General features: G+C 65.2%; 18 protein-coding genes. 8 read left to right on the forward strand and 10 right to left on the reverse strand.

What is annotated here, in order from left to right:
- The first annotated feature begins 120 nt into the window (after positions 1-120).
- Entirely contained in the window at positions 121-471 is a 351-nt protein-coding gene (locus JOD47_RS03785; RefSeq protein ID WP_239548284.1) for a PaaI family thioesterase, read from the forward strand.
- 3 nt (positions 472-474) lie between these two features.
- Here JOD47_RS03785 and JOD47_RS03790 read toward each other — a convergent pair whose 3' ends face one another.
- A complete protein-coding gene (locus tag JOD47_RS03790) occupies positions 475-1,224 on the reverse strand; it encodes a tyrosine-protein phosphatase (protein WP_204532084.1) in 750 nt (249 codons plus the stop codon).
- A gap of 30 nt (positions 1,225-1,254) precedes the next feature.
- Complete coding sequence (locus JOD47_RS03795; RefSeq protein ID WP_204532085.1) at positions 1,255-2,355, reverse strand: class I SAM-dependent methyltransferase; 1,101 nt, start codon at positions 2,353-2,355, stop codon at positions 1,255-1,257.
- A gap of 111 nt (positions 2,356-2,466) precedes the next feature.
- Here JOD47_RS03795 and JOD47_RS03800 point away from each other — a divergent pair, with 111 nt between their 5' ends.
- Positions 2,467-3,288, forward strand: coding sequence for an SGNH/GDSL hydrolase family protein (locus tag JOD47_RS03800; RefSeq protein ID WP_204532086.1), 822 nt, complete (start codon positions 2,467-2,469; stop codon positions 3,286-3,288).
- On the opposite strand, the gene JOD47_RS03805 is transcribed toward JOD47_RS03800, so the two are convergent.
- The 6 genes from JOD47_RS03805 to JOD47_RS03830 form a co-directional block, all read right to left on the reverse strand.
- Positions 3,285-4,124: an endonuclease/exonuclease/phosphatase family protein gene (locus JOD47_RS03805; RefSeq protein WP_204532088.1), complete on the reverse strand. Its 840-nt coding sequence runs from the start codon at positions 4,122-4,124 to the stop codon at positions 3,285-3,287. The two genes, JOD47_RS03800 and JOD47_RS03805, sit on opposite strands and share 4 nt — an antisense overlap.
- A 34-nt stretch (positions 4,125-4,158) precedes the next feature.
- Complete coding sequence (locus JOD47_RS03810) at positions 4,159-5,028, reverse strand: 3-hydroxyacyl-CoA dehydrogenase family protein (RefSeq protein WP_204532090.1); 870 nt, start codon at positions 5,026-5,028, stop codon at positions 4,159-4,161.
- Entirely contained in the window at positions 5,025-5,777 is a 753-nt protein-coding gene (locus JOD47_RS03815) for an enoyl-CoA hydratase/isomerase family protein (protein ID WP_204532092.1), read from the reverse strand. The genes JOD47_RS03810 and JOD47_RS03815 overlap by 4 nt, the downstream gene beginning before the upstream one ends.
- Complete coding sequence (locus JOD47_RS03820; RefSeq protein WP_204532094.1) at positions 5,777-6,973, reverse strand: thiolase family protein; 1,197 nt, start codon at positions 6,971-6,973, stop codon at positions 5,777-5,779. The genes JOD47_RS03815 and JOD47_RS03820 overlap by 1 nt, the downstream gene beginning before the upstream one ends.
- 240 nt (positions 6,974-7,213) lie before the next feature.
- A complete protein-coding gene (locus JOD47_RS03825) occupies positions 7,214-8,839 on the reverse strand; it encodes an ABC-F family ATP-binding cassette domain-containing protein (protein ID WP_204532096.1) in 1,626 nt (541 codons plus the stop codon).
- Between the two features lie 203 nt (positions 8,840-9,042).
- A complete protein-coding gene (locus JOD47_RS03830) occupies positions 9,043-9,252 on the reverse strand; it encodes a dodecin (RefSeq protein ID WP_056543571.1) in 210 nt (69 codons plus the stop codon).
- A gap of 169 nt (positions 9,253-9,421) precedes the next feature.
- Here JOD47_RS03830 and JOD47_RS03835 point away from each other — a divergent pair, with 169 nt between their 5' ends.
- From JOD47_RS03835 to JOD47_RS03850, 4 genes are all read left to right on the forward strand, one after another.
- Entirely contained in the window at positions 9,422-9,859 is a 438-nt protein-coding gene (locus JOD47_RS03835; RefSeq protein WP_204532098.1) for a VOC family protein, read from the forward strand.
- Between the two features lie 50 nt (positions 9,860-9,909).
- Positions 9,910-10,881: a 1,4-dihydroxy-2-naphthoyl-CoA synthase gene (locus tag JOD47_RS03840; RefSeq protein WP_204532100.1), complete on the forward strand. Its 972-nt coding sequence runs from the start codon at positions 9,910-9,912 to the stop codon at positions 10,879-10,881.
- 6 nt (positions 10,882-10,887) lie between these two features.
- A complete protein-coding gene (menE, locus tag JOD47_RS03845; protein ID WP_204532102.1) occupies positions 10,888-12,021 on the forward strand; it encodes an o-succinylbenzoate--CoA ligase in 1,134 nt (377 codons plus the stop codon).
- A gap of 66 nt (positions 12,022-12,087) precedes the next feature.
- Positions 12,088-12,972: a 1,4-dihydroxy-2-naphthoate polyprenyltransferase gene (locus JOD47_RS03850; RefSeq protein WP_204532110.1), complete on the forward strand. Its 885-nt coding sequence runs from the start codon at positions 12,088-12,090 to the stop codon at positions 12,970-12,972.
- A 71-nt stretch (positions 12,973-13,043) separates the two neighbouring features.
- On the opposite strand, the gene JOD47_RS03855 is transcribed toward JOD47_RS03850, so the two are convergent.
- On the reverse strand, positions 13,044-13,337 hold the full coding sequence (locus JOD47_RS03855; RefSeq protein ID WP_204532111.1) for a DUF4229 domain-containing protein: 294 nt from the start codon (positions 13,335-13,337) through the stop codon (positions 13,044-13,046).
- Positions 13,338-13,367: 30 nt separating this feature from the next.
- On the opposite strand from JOD47_RS03855, the gene JOD47_RS03860 reads away from it, so the two are divergent.
- Together JOD47_RS03860 and JOD47_RS03865 are read left to right on the forward strand one after the other, a co-directional pair.
- Positions 13,368-13,754, forward strand: coding sequence for a PLD nuclease N-terminal domain-containing protein (locus JOD47_RS03860; protein ID WP_204532112.1), 387 nt, complete (start codon positions 13,368-13,370; stop codon positions 13,752-13,754).
- Positions 13,755-14,016: 262 nt separating this feature from the next.
- Positions 14,017-14,499 (forward strand): Lrp/AsnC family transcriptional regulator, encoded by a 483-nt coding sequence (locus JOD47_RS03865; protein WP_204532113.1) that lies wholly within the window; start codon positions 14,017-14,019, stop codon positions 14,497-14,499.
- 88 nt (positions 14,500-14,587) lie between these two features.
- Here the strand turns inward: JOD47_RS03865 and JOD47_RS03870 are convergent, their stop codons facing one another.
- Positions 14,588-15,295: an ABC transporter ATP-binding protein gene (locus JOD47_RS03870; RefSeq protein ID WP_204532114.1), complete on the reverse strand. Its 708-nt coding sequence runs from the start codon at positions 15,293-15,295 to the stop codon at positions 14,588-14,590.
- Between the last annotated feature and the right edge of the window lie 9 nt (positions 15,296-15,304).

The following is a 15,304-nucleotide window of genomic DNA, read 5'->3' on the forward strand; positions in this document are numbered from 1 at the left end:
TGAACGGACGTTCGGTAATATGTCCAGAGTACATGAACGCACCATCCCTCCACACCCCACAAGGAGCCTTCAGTGACCGGCGAACCCTGGCAGATTACCCTCGGCGAACTCGACGAGAAGATGGGCGTGAAGATCCTCGAACAGTCGGTCGAGCGGGTCGTCGCGACGATGCCCGTGGAGGGTAACCGGCAGTCCTTCGGCCTCCTGCACGGTGGGGCATCGCTTGCGGTCGGTGAAGCCGTCGGCTCCTGGGCAGCCGTGATCCACGCAAGCACGCTGGGCAAGACTGCCGTGGGCGTGGACGTCTCCGCGACCCATCACAAGTCCGCGCGCAACGGCACCATCACCATCACCGCCACGCCCATCCATCTGGGGCGCACCCTCACCACGCATGAAGTGCTGCTGACCAACGACGACGGCGGCCGCCTCTGCACCCTCCGCATCACCAACCTGCTGCTTGAGAAAAAATAGGCGTTACGAGGTCAACTTCGCCCGGACCGCCGCTATCTCCTCCCCTGACAAGCCGGCGTCCCTGAGATACGCCTCGGCGTCGAGGCTGTCCAGCAGCTCCAGCAGATGCGCCCGGGTGTGCATAACCCACTCGTGGAGTTGCTCAGGCGACTTCGGCGTCTCATGCGGCTTTTCGAGCCCAACGTTGTGCTCATTGATGCCATGCACGGCCAGCGCATAGTCGTTGGCGATGTCCTCGTGCGCAACGCCCGCGAGCGCCAGCAGCACTGCGGTCACCATGCCGGTGCGGTCGCGTCCCGCTGCACAGTGCACGACGACGGCGCCATCCGACTCCGCCACGGCCCGCACCACTGCGGCGATCTTCTCCGGCCACCGGCGCAGGTTTTCGCGGTAGTACTCGGGCGAGTTCAGATAGGGTCCGACCAGCTGCATGAACTCTTCATCTGACTGGTCCTCGGTGGGGCAGTTCACTACCCGGAACCGGTCCAGGACAGCGGTGTTCAGGACGGGATCCGCTTCCCGCCGTCCACGTTCGTCAGGGTTTCTGAGGTCAACCACGGTGCGAACGCCGTCGTCGTACGCCTGCTGCCAACCGGCGTCCGTGAGCCACTCATGGCGGCCCATCCGGTACAGCCGCCCAGCCCTGATGTCTGGGCTGACGCCGCCGAGGTCCCGTGCATTCACCGCCCCGTCCCAGGGCACGCTCCGGTGCTTGCCGTTTTGATGCAGGTGGTCCAGATCAATCGAAGCCATGCCTCAGCGTAACAAGCAGCAAGAATGCCGTCAGGGCACCAATTCGTAGAAGCGAAAGAACCCGAAGCCCTCGATGGGCAGGGTCCGGATATCGTGGAATCCGGCCTCCAGAGCGTACTTCCGCAGGGTTACTGGGCGCATGACCGTTCCCGTGCCGGCGCTCTTGGGGTGAGCCATGCCGTCGGGCAGGCAGATCAGCAGGCTGTAGCCGTACATCAGCCGCTCAACCTCGTCTCCCGGTGCCGCGAAGGCGTCAGCCACAGCTTCATCCATGACGACGACGCTCCCGCCTTCACGAAGCGACTGGCGCGCCGCGGTCAACACCTCAACCGGATAAGGGAGGTCGTGAATGCACTCGAAGGCGAACACCGCGTCGAACCGGTCTGAGGGCAGACCGGCTGCGTCGATGTGCTGAAACTCAACGGTGCTGCCTGATTCTGTTGCGTTGGCCCGTGCGAGGTCAATCGACTCTGCGTCGATGTCGAAGCCGGTAACCGCCGCTGCCGGATACATCCTGGCAAGAGCGATCGTCGACCAACCGGCACCACAACCGATGTCCCCGATCATTGTCCCTGCGCGTTCAAGCCGGGAGACGAGCTCTGGCGCCTGGTTCAGCGCGTTACCCAGTTCGCGCTCGAACCACGGGCGGTTCATGTCGGCCTGCGCCACGCGGGCGTCGTCACCGAACTCCGACCATCCCACTCCCGTTCCGGCACGGTACGCCTCCTGCAATGCGGGAAGCTGCACCGCGGCACCCGCCAGCATCCGGGCGAGCGGCGCGAGGTAATTGAGGCTCTCGGTGTCTGTCAGCACCTCCGCGGTTCCAGGAGGGAGGCTGAAGCGGCAGGTGCCGCCGCCGTCGTCGTCCTTGTCGTTGCCTTTGTCGTTGTCGTCGTCCAGAGCGGTCAAGAGGCCGGTGACGGCCTGCTGCTCCAGCCATTCCCTGGCGTAGCGCTCCGAGGTCCCGGTGCGCTGCGCCAGTTCAGCGGACGACGCCGGGCCCTCACTCGCCAGGCTTCGGTACCAGCCCAGCCTGTCGCCCAGGTGAATGGAAAGGATGTCTATGGTGCCGAGTGCTGCGTTGAAGATGCGCTCGGCGACGGCTTCGGCGTCCTGCTCAGGGGCCATCATTCCTCCACTTTTGGCATGCAGTGAGACCAAGAATGGACCCCTCGCTGATTGCTGGCAAGGTGTGGCTGAAACCCTATGTTCGGCGCGGTCGATCAGGAGTATCTTGAGCCAATGAAACTCTTTCGAATTGCAGGCACCGCTGTCATGACCGTTGGGCTGATGGTGCCGGTTTCGGCATCCGTCGCCGCTCCCCCATCACCGCTGAACTATGTCGCCGTGGGTGATTCCTATGCCGCGGGATTCGGGGCCGGCTCCTATGTCAACGAATGCGGGCAGTCCCCGCTTGGGCTTCCCGGCCTGCTTGATGAGCGCAAGCGGATCGAACTGACCGCTAACGCGACCTGTTCCGGCGCCGAGGCGGCGGGCGCTCTCGGCGGCGTTCCCGATCTTCCCGAGCAGGTCGGAGGACTTGCAGCGGTGGGTGCCCTCGGTTCACAGACGGACCTGATAACTGTTTCCGCGGGCGGCAATGATCTGGACTTCGGCGAAATAGTCCGGGTGTGTGCCACCCAGCCCCTCGCCGTGTGTGAAGGGCTTATCCAGACCCGCGTAATCGAAGCCAAGACAGTCGTGGCAGGCAATTTGGACACCCTCTACGAGCAGATCGCCGTCGCCGCACCCGAGGCGCAGGTCATCGTCACCGGCTATCCACACCTCTTCTCGCCCGAATTCGGGAATGAACCGCTTCTCTCCCTCGAGGCGCAGGAGCTCTTCAACGACGGCACTGACGAGCTGAACGAGATCATCGAGGATCGCGCAGAAGAGGCGGAGTTTGAATTTGTCGACGTAACCAAGCGGTTCGACAAGCACGGTATCGGTTCACCGCAGCCGTGGATCACGTTCACCGGGTTCACCGCCATCGACGATCTGCACCCCACCGCGAAGGGCTACAAGTCCGGTTACCTTCCGGAGGTTCGCAAGGCGATCGACTAATCCACAGTAATGATCGCCTGCACCGGCGTGTGGTCTGATGGCCACGCGCCGTTGTAGCGGGTGGTGTTGATTCCCGTTTCCACAACGGTGACCCCTGAGTTCACCATGACCCAGTCAATCCGCTTGCGCCCCTGCTTCGGCGCCCGGTAATGCGGGAACGTCCCCCACAGCTCAGTCAACCGATCCTTGGCCTCATCCCACGCGTCCGCCAGCACTTCACCGCTGGTCATCGCCTCGTAGGGCTGCGATGCTGCACCGGTATTGAAGTCGCCCATCACGACGACGGCCCCCTCCGTCCGAGCGACGAGCGACCGGATGGCCTCCGCCGACCGCTGACGCGACTTCCTGGACATGTGGTCGAGGTGCGTGTTGACGGCAGTCAGTTCCTTGCCTGTTTCCCGGTCCCGGAAGCGTCCTGTGACGACGATACGCGGGATGAGGTTGCCCCAACCATTCGAGCCGGGGGTATCCGGCGTGCTGGACAGCGCGTCCTGGTCCCACTCCAACAGTTCCAACCGGTCGGCGTCGTAAACAATGGGGCACTGTTCGCCGCCGCCGTCCGCGTTACGTCCGCGGCCGATACTGCTGTAGTGCTCGCCCAGACCCTCGCAGATCGCCGGCATCTGGTCCGGCAGGGCCTCCTGGACGCCGAGGATTGTGGGCTGCTCGGCGGCCAGAAGCCGGCGGACCAGCGGTTCGCGGCGGCCCCAGAAATCGTGGCTCCACGGGTTCACATGAGCGACCCGGCGCCGGATGTTGTAGGTCATGATGTGGAGTTGCGGCGGCTCAACAGGTCCGATCAGCGGCTTGTCTGCCAGCGTCGTCCGCTCACTCATGAAAAAACCTTAGCCCTTTTGTGTGCGGCGTGGGCTATTCGTCCCAAGCGAAGAACCCCTGACCGGACTTACGCCCGAGCTCCCCGCGCGCGACCTTGTCCCGGAGGACCTGCGGCGGCGCGAAACGCTCCCCCAGCGTCGACTCCAGATATTCGGCGATCCCGAGCCGCACATCAAGCCCGACAATGTCCGTTGTCCGCAGCGGACCGACCGGATGCTTGTACCCGAGCACCATCGCCGTATCGATGTCCTCAGCGGACGCCACGCCCTCCTCGACCATGCGCATCGCTTCCAGCGCAATAGCGACGCCAAGCCGCGAACTGGCGAAGCCGGGTGCATCCTTGACCACCACAGGAGTCTTGCCGAGGGCTTCGGCCCAGCCGCGGGCCTTGTCGGCCAGCTCGGTCGAGGTGGACGGCGCGAGCACAACCTCAATGAGCGTTGACGCCGGCACCGGGTTGAAGAAGTGCAGGCCGCAGAAGCGGTCCGGCCGCTGCAGGACGCCGGCCAGCTCGCCGACCGACAAGGAGGACGTATTCGTCGCGAGCCAGGCGCCGTCGTCGAGCTGTTCCTCCACACCACGCAGCGCGGCCGTTTTCAACGCAAGGTCCTCCGGCACGGCTTCAACAACCAGGCCGCAGGAGGCGAAAGCCTCGTAATCAGTGCTCACCCGCAGCCGCGCGGAGAGCGCATCCAGACTTTCCTGCGTGGTCCCCTTGGCAATGCTGCGGTCCAGCGCGGCAGTGATCCGTCCGCGGGCCGCCTCCGCCGCGTCGTCGTTCTGTTCAACGACGACGATGGCGGCACCCGCCACACAGAATGCGTGCGCGATTCCTGCGCCCATCCGCCCGCCGCCGAGGACGCCGACAGTCTCCGGAACGCGGTTGGTCCCCACTGTGCTCACTTTTTCTTCTCCCGGTCGGTTTCTTTCCTTGTCAGGAATGCCTGCATGCGCTCGAATTTTGCCTCGGACTCGAACAGGATTCCCTGTGCGAGCTGATCGATCACGGGGTGCGCCTCGGGTGGTGCGTGGAACACGCTCTTGGTGATGCGGGTAGCGAGCGGATCCTGCCGCGCAATGCGGTCAGCCAGACGGTGGGCTGCCTGAAGTAGCTCCTCAGCCGGGTGGATTTCAGTGATGAGCCGGGCGGCGAGGGCCTCGTCGGCGTTCAACACACGGCCTGCGAGCAGGATCTCCTTGGCGAGGGGCTCACCGACAAGCTCACGCAAACGCCACGTCGCGCCGGCAGCCGGCAGGATGCCCAGGCCCGTTTCCGGGTTGCCGATCTTCAGCGCAGGTGTCCCGATCCGGAAGTCGGCGGCGAAGGCGAGTTCCGCGCCGCCGCCGAGCGCGTAGCCGTCCAGCGCCGCGATCACCGGCATCGGAAGTTTCGCGATCCGGGAGAAGAGTGTCGAGTTGATTCCGGCAAGGGCGTCGTCGCGCCGTCGTTCCTTCAGCTGTGCAATGTCGGCGCCGGAGGCGAAGACGCCACCCGTTCCGGAAAGCACAAGGATCCGCGGGGTGCGCTCGAGGTCAGCGCACACCTCGTGAAGCTCGTCGACCATCTGCTGGTCGATTGCGTTGCGGACCTCGGGGCGGTTGAGTTGGACGCTGAGGCGGTTCCCGCCGTCGTCGATTGTCAGGGTTTGCACTACACACGCTCCAGGAGCAGGGCGGTTCCCTGACCGACACCGACGCACATGGTGGCGAGCCCCAGGCTTCCGCCTTCACGTTCCATCCGGCCCATGAGGGTGATGGCGATCCGCGATCCCGAGGAACCCAGCGGGTGTCCCAGGGCGATCGCTCCGCCGTCGCGGTTGACGATGTCCTCGTCGAGGCCGAGCCTGCGGATGGAGGCGAGGGACTGCGTGGCGAAGGCTTCGTTGAGTTCTACGGCGTCGAGGTCACCGATGGAGCGGCCGGCGAGCTTGAGGACCTTCTGTGTGGCCGGAACAGGTCCGATACCCATGATTTCCGGCGGCACTCCGGCGGACGCGCCCGTGACGATGCGGGCACGCGGGGTCAGGCCTAGCCTTGTAAGCGCGGCTTCGGATGCGATGATCACAGCGGACGCGCCGTCGTTCAGCGAGCTCGAATTGCCCGCTGTCACCACGCCGCCCTTCGCGACGACCGGCTTCAGCCCCGCGAGCACCTCAAGCGTGGTGTCCGGCCTGGGCCCTTCGTCCGTATCAACGGTGACGTTCTTCTTGCGGTGTGTGGTGTTCACGGGGACGATCTCATCCGTGAAGTGCCCTGCCTCGATCGCGGCGATGGCCCGCTGGTGGGAACGGAGCGCGAAGGCGTCGGCGTCATCCCGGGTGATTCCGTCTACCCGGGCGACCTCCTCCGCCGTCTCCGGCATCGAGAATGTGGTCTTCTCCTGGGCCGCGAAGGTGGGGTTGGTGAAGCGCCAGCCGATCGAGGTGTCGAAAACGGCACCCGGCTTGGCGAACGCCGTCGTCGGCTTCTCCATGACCCACGGGGCGCGGCTCATGGACTCGACTCCACCGGCGATAACGACGTCGGCAGCTCCGGCCTTGATCATGTGGGAGGCCATGATGATCGCGGACAGTCCGGATGCGCAGAGCCGATTCACGGTGATGCCCGGGATGCTGTTGGGCAGGCCTGCGAGCAGGGTGGCCATGCGGGCGACGTTCCGGTTTTCCTCACCGGCGCCGTTTGCGTTGCCGAGGATGACCTCGTCGATCGTCTCGGGGTCCACCCCGGTGCGGTGGACCAGTTCGCGGAGGGTCAGCGCCGCCAGGTCATCGGGCCGGACCGCTGAAAGCGCTCCGCCGTACCGTCCCACCGGGGTGCGAACCCCGCCCACCAGAAAAGCCTCGGCCATGCCAGCCTCCGTCATCGTCGTCGTCAGAGCGTTGCAGGAAGGGCGGCGTAATTACCGACCGTTCGTTCTATAAAGAATCGCACGGGGCGCCGGAGCGGTCAACCGGGGTTACGTGCGCCGGCCGTGCCGTTTCTCGCAGCTTTGCGGTGCAGAACCGCGTGTCGGCCGAGGAAACGCCACTGATTGTAGGAAGACGCGAGGCAAACCTGCGAGAAATTGCTCGGCTACCGGCCGAAGCGGTCACGCCGCACGCAGTTGGACCACCTGCCCGGCGTCCAGCCGCAGTTCCGACCCGCCAAGACCCGCGAACCAGCGGCGCAGCGCCCGATCGTGGCTGACAATCACGAGGGTGCCTGCGAAGCCGGCGAGCGCTTCTTCCAGCTCCCCCACCAGCACCGGCGACAAGTGATTGGTGGGTTCGTCGAAAAGCAGCACGTCGTAATGGCCGACGAGCAGCCGTGCAAGGGCCAGCCGGCGGTACTGGCCGGCAGACAGTCCTCCAACCGGCACCGTGAAATCGGCGGATCTGAACAGGCCAAGGTTCAGCAGCCTGTCGGCGAGCTCGTCAATGTCACCGCGGAGCCCAGCGGCGAAGGCGGGCAACAGCCGCTGGGACGGGTTCTCCGGCGGGTCCAGTTCCTGCGGAAGGTAGCCGAGCCGTCCGCGGCACCGCACGGCTCCGGCGTCGACCTGCCCGGTACCGGCAATGGCGTTCAACAGAGTCGTCTTTCCTGCTCCGTTCGGCCCGGTGATGAGCAGTCTCTCGCCCGCGGCCACCGTCAGTGAGTGGACGGCCAGACGGGCACCCACCCGCAGTCCGGACACTGTAATCACATCGCCGTGCAGGGACCGTCCGCCGAATCGGGCCGACAGCGCCAGGGGTTGCGGCGGCCGGTCAACCGGGTTCTCTTCAAGCCTCCGCAACCTCTCGAGGGCGTTCCGCTTTTGGCTTGTCACCGCTTCCTGGACGGTCCCCTGCTTGAAGTCATAACCCATTTTGTCGCCGTCGCGGACCCGTCCGTAGCCCATGCGCTGCTCAACCGCCGAGGCCTTGGAACGTTCTGCTTCCTGGGCATCCAGCCACTGCTGGTACTGCTGTTCCCAGCGGCGTCGCTCTGCTTCTTTCGCGTGCAGATAGCCCTCGTACCCGTTGCCATAACGCTGCAGCTTTCGCCGGTCAGCATCGAGCTCAACAATGTCGGTAGCGAAGGTGCGCAGGAAATCCCGGTCATGGGAAACAGCGATGACTGCACCAGGGTGCGAGGTGAGCCGTCGTTCGAGCCAGGCAACGGCGTCGTCGTCCAGGTGGTTGGTCGGTTCATCCAGCAGGAGGATCGCGGCCGGGTCAGCCAGCAGGCAGGCGAGCGCGAGCCGCTCCTGTTCCCCGCCCGAGAGAGAAGACAACGGCCGGGCACGGGTGATCTCCCCCAGCCCCAGGTGCGCCATGGCGGAGTCGACGCGGGCATCGACTTCGTAGCCGCCGTGAAGCGCGAACCGGGTCTGGAGGTCCCCGTAGCGGGCCAGTTCGGCAGGGTCAGCCGTGCCCAACTCCGCTTCACGGGACCGCAGCTCCGCCTCAAGAGCCCGGATGCAGGCGAGCGCCGTGTCGATGACCTGGCCAACCGTGTCCGACGCCGGGTGGTCCAGGGTCTGTGCCAGGTAGCCGATTGTTCCACTTGCTGTCATGGCTCCCGCATCAGGCTGTTCGCGCCCGGACAGCAGGCGCAGCATCGTCGATTTCCCGGAACCGTTCTCACCGACGAGTGCGACGCGCTCACCACGGGTAAGGGTGAGGCTCACGTCGTCGAGCAGGAGTTGGTCGCCGTAACCGTGGGACACGTTGGAAAGATGGACGTGGTCCGTCAATGGATACCTCGCAAAGTCGATGAAGCGCCGGCGGAGCCGCCCCGGGATGTGCGCATCGGGGCGGGCTCAACGCCGGCGAGAAGACAGGTGCGGGTTAGAACCACATAGTAGACAGCCTGCCCCTGCTGCGGGATTTCGTCAACGGTTTCTTTGGCGGCCGCCGTAAATTCCTCGAGCGTCAGCCGGCGGTGGGTTCTTGAGGGTCAGTCCTCGAGGCGGAAGCCCAGCTTGACGGTGACCTGCCAGTCGGCGACGGCGCCATCCACCAGATGACCGCGGATTTCCTTGACCTCGAACCAGTCGAGGTTGCGGAGCGTTTTGGCGGCCTGGGTCACGGCGTTGTTGACTGCCGCGTCCACCCCGTCCGGCGACGTCCCGACAACCTCGGAAATGCTGTAAGTATGGTTCGCCATGCTTCCTCCTGAAACGGGCGCCGGCGCGTCCGGCGGGTGGGTGCCACGCTAGTCCTCCCCACCGTCCCGGTCCAGCCCTTCAGGCGCGGGATGCCCTGGCCCTGATTTGCGGACCCAACCTGTCCGGAAAGCTCTGGATTGGTTCGGCTGGCGCCCCTACGCTCGTTCCATGACGTACAGCATCCAGATAGTGATTGACAGCGAAGATCCCCATACGCAGGCAGGCTGGTGGGCCGAGACCCTGGGCTGGAGCGTGGAGCCGACGGATCAGGACTTCATCGACAAAATGCTCGCCGAGGGTTATGCGCAGCAGAGCGACCTCATCGAGCACAACGGCATCCGGGTCTGGAGCACCGGCGAGGCTATCCACCGGCCGGATGAGGAAGGTCAGACGGGACGGCAGCGCATTCTTTTCGTGCAGGTACCTGAGCCCAAGACGGTCAAGAACCGCACGCACCTGGACATCCGTTTGGACGGTGATGACAAGGACGCCGTTCGCGCAGCACTGGAAAAGCGAGGCGCACGCTTCCTGCACCAGGGCAGCCAGGGTCCGCATGTCTGGTACACCATGGCGGATCCGGAGGGCAACGAGTTCTGCGTGAGCTAGCCTCCCAGCCACTTTGAAGTTCCCCCCGTCTCCAAAGCTAGACTCGATTGGTGACCACAGATCTCCCACCCCAGGTATCCGACGTCTTCGACCCTGCCCGCTGGCGGCTCGTGGAGGGGTTTGAGGATCTTCAGGACATCACGTATCACCGCCAGGTGGACCGCAGCCAGGTGGAGCACAGCCAGAACGACGACGCCCCGTTCCGCAATCTGCCCACCGTCCGGATCGCGTTCAACCGGCCGGAGGTCCGGAACGCCTTCCGCCCGGGCACGGTGGATGAGCTGTACCGCACGATGGACCACGCACGCATGACTCCGGACGTTGCAACGGTCCTCCTGACGGGCAACGGCCCTTCTCCCAAGGACGGCGGGCACTCCTTCTGCTCCGGCGGTGATCAACGGATCCGCGGGCGGGACGGCTACCGGTATGCGGAAGGTGAAACCAGGGAGACCATCGATCCCGCGAGGGCGGGCCGGCTCCACATCCTTGAAGTCCAGCGGCTGATGCGGACCATGCCCAAGGTGGTCATCGCCGTCGTCAATGGGTGGGCCGCAGGCGGCGGGCACAGCCTTCACGTGGTGTCGGACCTGACCATCGCCTCCCGCCAGCACGGCAGGTTCAAGCAGACCGACGCCACAGTAGGCAGCTTCGATGCCGGGTACGGATCGGCGCTCCTCGCCCGCCAGATCGGCCAGAAGAAAGCCCGCGAGATCTTCTTCCTCGCCAGGGAGTACTCGGCGGAAGACATGGTTGCCATGGGCGCGGTGAACGAAGCCGTTGACCATGAGCGGCTCGAAGAGGTGGCCCTTCAATACGCCGCAGACATCGCCAACCAGAGTCCGCAGGCACTCCGCATGCTCAAGTTCGCGTTCAACCTGGCCGATGACGGCCTGGCCGGCCAACAGGTCTTCGCCGGCGAGGCCACCCGCATGGCCTACATGACCGATGAGGCGGTCGAGGGCAAGGAAGCGTTCCTCGAGAAACGCAGCCCCGACTGGTCCAGCTTCCCCTACTACTTCTAGGCCCTCATGGAACTCTTTCCCGTTCACACTCCGCCCGGCTTCGACCCACACTCACTGCTTTCTCCTCTCGCGGCGGCCCTTGCCGGTGAGGGACCAGCAGTAGCACCGCACTCCGACGAGCATCAGAGCTTCAACGGCGAGCTGCCCAACGATGAGATCGCCGCCGTGCTCAGCACCTCCGGCTCCACGGGCACCCCGAAACAGACCATGCTCAGCGTCGATGCCCTCGCCGCCTCTGCCATGGGAACCGCCTACGCCCTGAAGTCCGAGGGCCAGTGGCTGCTCACCCTGCCCGTGCAGTATGTGGCCGGGTTCCAGGTGCTGGTGCGCTCGCTGTACGCGGGGACCCGGCCCTGGGCCATGGACCTGACGGAAGGCTTCAGCCCTGAGCGTTTCACCGAAGCTGCCGGCGAATTGACCGACAAAGTGCGCTTCACGTCCCTGGTGCCCACGCAGCTCCACCGCCTCCTTGAGGACCCGGCACCCGAAACCATCAAGGTGCTCCAGCGATTCAACGCAATCCTGCTCGGCGGCGCGGCCGTCACCGACGCCCTTCGGAACAAGGCCCGCGCACACGGGCTGAAGATCGTCCGCACCTACGGCATGAGTGAAACCTGCGGCGGGTGCGTGTACGACGGCGTTCCCCTCGAGGGCGTGCAGCTCACCAACGAGGACGGCCGGCTCTGGATCAGCGGCCCCGTTCTGGCCGACGGTTACCTGGGCCAGCCGGATCTCACCCGGGAGAAGTTTCCGTTCAACTCCGGCCGGCGCTGGTTCCGAACGGACGACGACGGCACCATCGACGGCGGCGTCCTCACCGTCCATGGGCGCGTGGACGACGTGATCATCACGGGCGGCCTCAAGGTGTCAGCCGTCGCGGTGTCCAGCGTCATCGAAGGCATGCCGGGCGTCAGCGAAGCACTGGTGCTGGGTGTTCCGCACCCGGAGTGGGGCGCTCAGGTGGCTGCCGCCGTCGTCGGCTCTGTCAATCCGGACGCAGTGCGCCGGCATGCGCAGGAGCATCTGGGGGCACACGCGGCCCCGAGGATCGTGCTGACGCTCGATAAACTTCCCATGCTGCCCAACGGCAAACCCGACCGGCTGGCCGTCCGCGCGCTGTTCGAGCAGTCCACGCTGTAGCGAATCCGCCCGGCACGTCCAGGGCATCCAGTCGAGAACCAAAGATCAAATAACCGGAGGAACATCGTGGCAACAGCTGCGCAGTGGGTGGAGGGGGCGCGTCCCCGCACGCTTCCCATGGCGGTGGCGCCCGTCATCATCGGGTGCGCCGCAGCGTTCGACCTCGGCGCGTTCAAACCCGTCAATGCGCTGCTCGCGGCTGTTGTCGCCATCCTGCTGCAGGTGGGCGTGAACTACGCCAACGATTACTCCGACGGCATCCGCGGCACAGACAATGACCGCGTCGGTCCGCTGAGGCTGACGGGTTTCGGGGTAGCGAAGCCGTGGCAGGTGAAGTGGGCGGCCTTCGGGTGCTTTGCGCTGGCGATGGTCGCCGGCATTGCGCTGATTGTGCTCTCCCAGGCGTGGTTCCTGCTGCTCGTGGGACTCGGCTGCGTTGCTGCTGCCTGGGGTTACACCGGCGGGCGCAATCCCTACGGGTACATGGGTCTGGGTGACCTGTTTGTGTTCGTCTTCTTCGGACTGGTAGCAACCCTCGGCACCACCTACACGCAGGCGGGGCAGCTGAGCGGCCCGGCGTGGGTCGGAGCGGTCTGCACGGGGATTATTGCCATGGCGCTGCTGATGGCCAACAATGTGCGGGACATTCCCACGGACCGGGAGGCGGGCAAGCTCACCCTCGCTGTCCGCCTCGGCGATACCGCTGCCCGTATCAGCTACGTGATGATGCTTGCGGTGGCGCTGCTCCTGCCGCTGCTCCTGGTGTACGACTACCCATGGGTGCTGCTGGTCCTGCTGCTGATCCCGCTGTGCCTGATGCCGAGCTGGCTGATGCTCAAGGGCAAGAAGCGCCGCAGCCTTATTCCGGTCCTGAAACAGACGAGCATCATCAACCTCGGCTTCAGCGCACTGTTCGGCGCCGGTGTGGTGCTCTCGGGGGTGCTGTCCTAGCTCTGCCCGGCTCAACTCTGCCCGGCGGGCCGGCCAGGTCCCGGGCCGGCCTGGTCCTGGCGGTGTGGGCCCTACGCCTGGCGGCGGTCCGAATTCACGGCGGTGTTGGGATCGAAACTGTCCTCGGCGTCCGCATCACGCAGTTCACTGGCTGAGCGAACCGGCGGCGCTCCGTCGCGGAAGCGGCGTTGCAGCGACGACGCCGCATCATTGCGCAGGTTGCGGAAAAACAGGTACGTGACGCACCACGCCAGGATTGCGCCGGCGATCACCGAGAAGATCGCGCCCAGGCCGAAGGAGTAGCAGATCACGGAGAACACCGCGACAAAGCCGAGGCGGAGAGCGGTGAATTTGAGGAAAGGCACGTCTCAAGTTTACTCGCCTACAATTGATGCATGCCCCGCCTGTTGCTGTTCCTCGTGATCCTGGGGATCGCCGTCATCGTTTACGCCCTGTTCGACTGCATCATGAGCCGGGCAGAATCGGTGCGCAGCATCTCCAAACCCGCATGGTTCTTCACGATCCTCCTGGTTCCCCTCCTGGGCGCCGGTCTCTGGTTCCTTTTCGGGCGGCCCGGCAGGGAAGACCGCCCGAGCCAGCGGCTGAAGCGAGGGCCCACCGCACCGGATGACGACCCCCAGTTCCTGCGCAACCTCGAAATCAGGCGACGCCAGGAAGCCCGCGACGCCGAACAGCGCAAGCGCGAGGCCGAGAAACGGGCACGCGAGGCGGAGAAGAAGAAAAACGACGAGGGTACGGCCAACGACGGCAAGACCGCCTAGCTACGTAGACGGTCCTGCGTGGCGCTGAGGTGATCCTTGTGGGACTCCTGACACGGTCAGCGGGTTGATGTTCCCTGACGATCGCGGCGCGTGCCGCCGGGATGGTCTCCCCTCAGCACTCTTATGTCACCCATTTGACGGCATGTGCAAAGATTTGCACAACAGCCCATCGTCGGAATAGTCGAAATGACTACCCCGGGGGATGTGGCTCCGACAATAGTGGTCAATCTGACCAGTCCCCGCCTGGAGAAGACGCCTACCCATGAACAAGGAACCCCGCCACCCCAGAGATGGAATTGACCGGGCCGTGCTCGAGGCACTCGATGCCGAGCCCCGGATGACCATCCTCGCCATCGCCCAGCGGACGGGTCTGGCCCGCGGCACCGTCCAGGCGCGCCTCGACCGATTCGAGCGCGAAGGGGTACTGAGGGCGCACAGCGTACGGATCGATCCGGAGGCACTCGGCATGGGCATTTCTGCGCATGTCGCTGCCGAGCTGGATCAGCACCGCATAGACCTGGCCGTTGAGGGTCTGCGCGCCATCCCGGAGGTCATCGAGTGCCTTGCGCCCGCCGGCGAAACCGACCTGCTGTGCCGCGTGGTGGCTCGGGATCCTGACGATCTGTACCGCGTGTCCGAGGAAATCCGCCTGTGTCCCGGGATCCTGCGGACCAGGACCAGCATGTTCCTGCGCCAACCCATCCCCTATCGGATGGCGCCTCTGCTGAGGGCCATCGCGGGCTGAATCGCCCCTACCCCGGCCGTTGAAGGGGCAGGACACACCCCTTATGGCTACCCATTCGGGGCGTGTCCTGCCGAATGAACGCCGGCGCTTAGGCGCGAACCGGAGCCAGGGAGTGCAGCACGCCGTCGGTCATGGTCACGACGGCATCGGTGAGCGGCACAAACTCCGTGTCGTGAGTGACCATCACGGTGGCCAGCTGCTGATCCCGGGTGACCTTGCACAGCAGCCGGACAATCGATTCGGAGCGTACCTTGTCCAGTGCTGCCGTCGGTTCATCCACCAGAAGGACGGTTGGCTCCCCCATCAGTGCCCGCGCGATATTCACCCGCTGGCGCTGTCCTCCGGAAAGCTGGTGCGGCCGCTGGTCGCCTGCGCCTGCGAGGCCGACGACGTCGAGCAGTTCCAGCGCCCGGAGCCGCGCCGCCTTCGGCGCCCCACCGCGAAGGTGCTGACCGATGAGCAGCTGCTCCACCGCGGTGAGCGACGGCAGCAGGTTGGGTTGCTGGAAGACGATGCCCACTTCGTCGCGGCGCAGCGCCGTCCGCTCTTTGTCACTCAACTCCGTTACGTCTACGCCACCGATTCGAATGTCGCCGCTGGTGGGACGCACGAGGGTGGCCGCGACGGCGAGCAGGCTGGACTTGCCCGAGCCGGACGGTCCAACCACGGAGGTGACCGATCCGGAGTCAACACTCAGGGTGACGCCATCAAGGGCAGTGATGGTGCCGGCGTCGCCGTCCGGATAGTGCAGTGAGACGTTGACGAGCTTCAAAGCGGGTACTGGGAACATGCTCATGGAGTGTCC

The sequence above is a fragment of the Arthrobacter tumbae genome, assembly GCF_016907495.1.
In the GTDB taxonomy this organism is placed as follows: Bacteria; Actinomycetota; Actinomycetes; order Actinomycetales; family Micrococcaceae; genus Arthrobacter_D; species Arthrobacter_D tumbae.

Excerpts from the sequence above, each read along its gene's own strand:
- JOD47_RS03785 (WP_239548284.1), top strand. The coding sequence starts at position 121 with ATGGGCGTGAAGATCCTCGAACAGTCGGTCGAGCGGGTCGTCGCGACG.
- JOD47_RS03790 (WP_204532084.1), bottom strand. The coding sequence starts at position 1,224 with ATGGCTTCGATTGATCTGGACCACCTGCATCAAAACGGCAAGCACCGG.
- JOD47_RS03795 (WP_204532085.1), bottom strand. The coding sequence starts at position 2,355 with ATGATGGCCCCTGAGCAGGACGCCGAAGCCGTCGCCGAGCGCATCTTC.
- JOD47_RS03800 (WP_204532086.1), top strand. The coding sequence starts at position 2,467 with ATGAAACTCTTTCGAATTGCAGGCACCGCTGTCATGACCGTTGGGCTG.
- JOD47_RS03805 (WP_204532088.1), bottom strand. The coding sequence starts at position 4,124 with ATGAGTGAGCGGACGACGCTGGCAGACAAGCCGCTGATCGGACCTGTT.
- JOD47_RS03820 (WP_204532094.1), bottom strand. The coding sequence starts at position 6,973 with ATGGCCGAGGCTTTTCTGGTGGGCGGGGTTCGCACCCCGGTGGGACGG.
- JOD47_RS03830 (WP_056543571.1), bottom strand. The coding sequence starts at position 9,252 with ATGGCGAACCATACTTACAGCATTTCCGAGGTTGTCGGGACGTCGCCG.
- JOD47_RS03835 (WP_204532098.1), top strand. The coding sequence starts at position 9,422 with ATGACGTACAGCATCCAGATAGTGATTGACAGCGAAGATCCCCATACG.
- menE (WP_204532102.1), top strand. The coding sequence starts at position 10,888 with ATGGAACTCTTTCCCGTTCACACTCCGCCCGGCTTCGACCCACACTCA.
- JOD47_RS03860 (WP_204532112.1), top strand. The coding sequence starts at position 13,368 with ATGCCCCGCCTGTTGCTGTTCCTCGTGATCCTGGGGATCGCCGTCATC.
- JOD47_RS03865 (WP_204532113.1), top strand. The coding sequence starts at position 14,017 with ATGAACAAGGAACCCCGCCACCCCAGAGATGGAATTGACCGGGCCGTG.
- JOD47_RS03870 (WP_204532114.1), bottom strand. The coding sequence starts at position 15,295 with ATGAGCATGTTCCCAGTACCCGCTTTGAAGCTCGTCAACGTCTCACTG.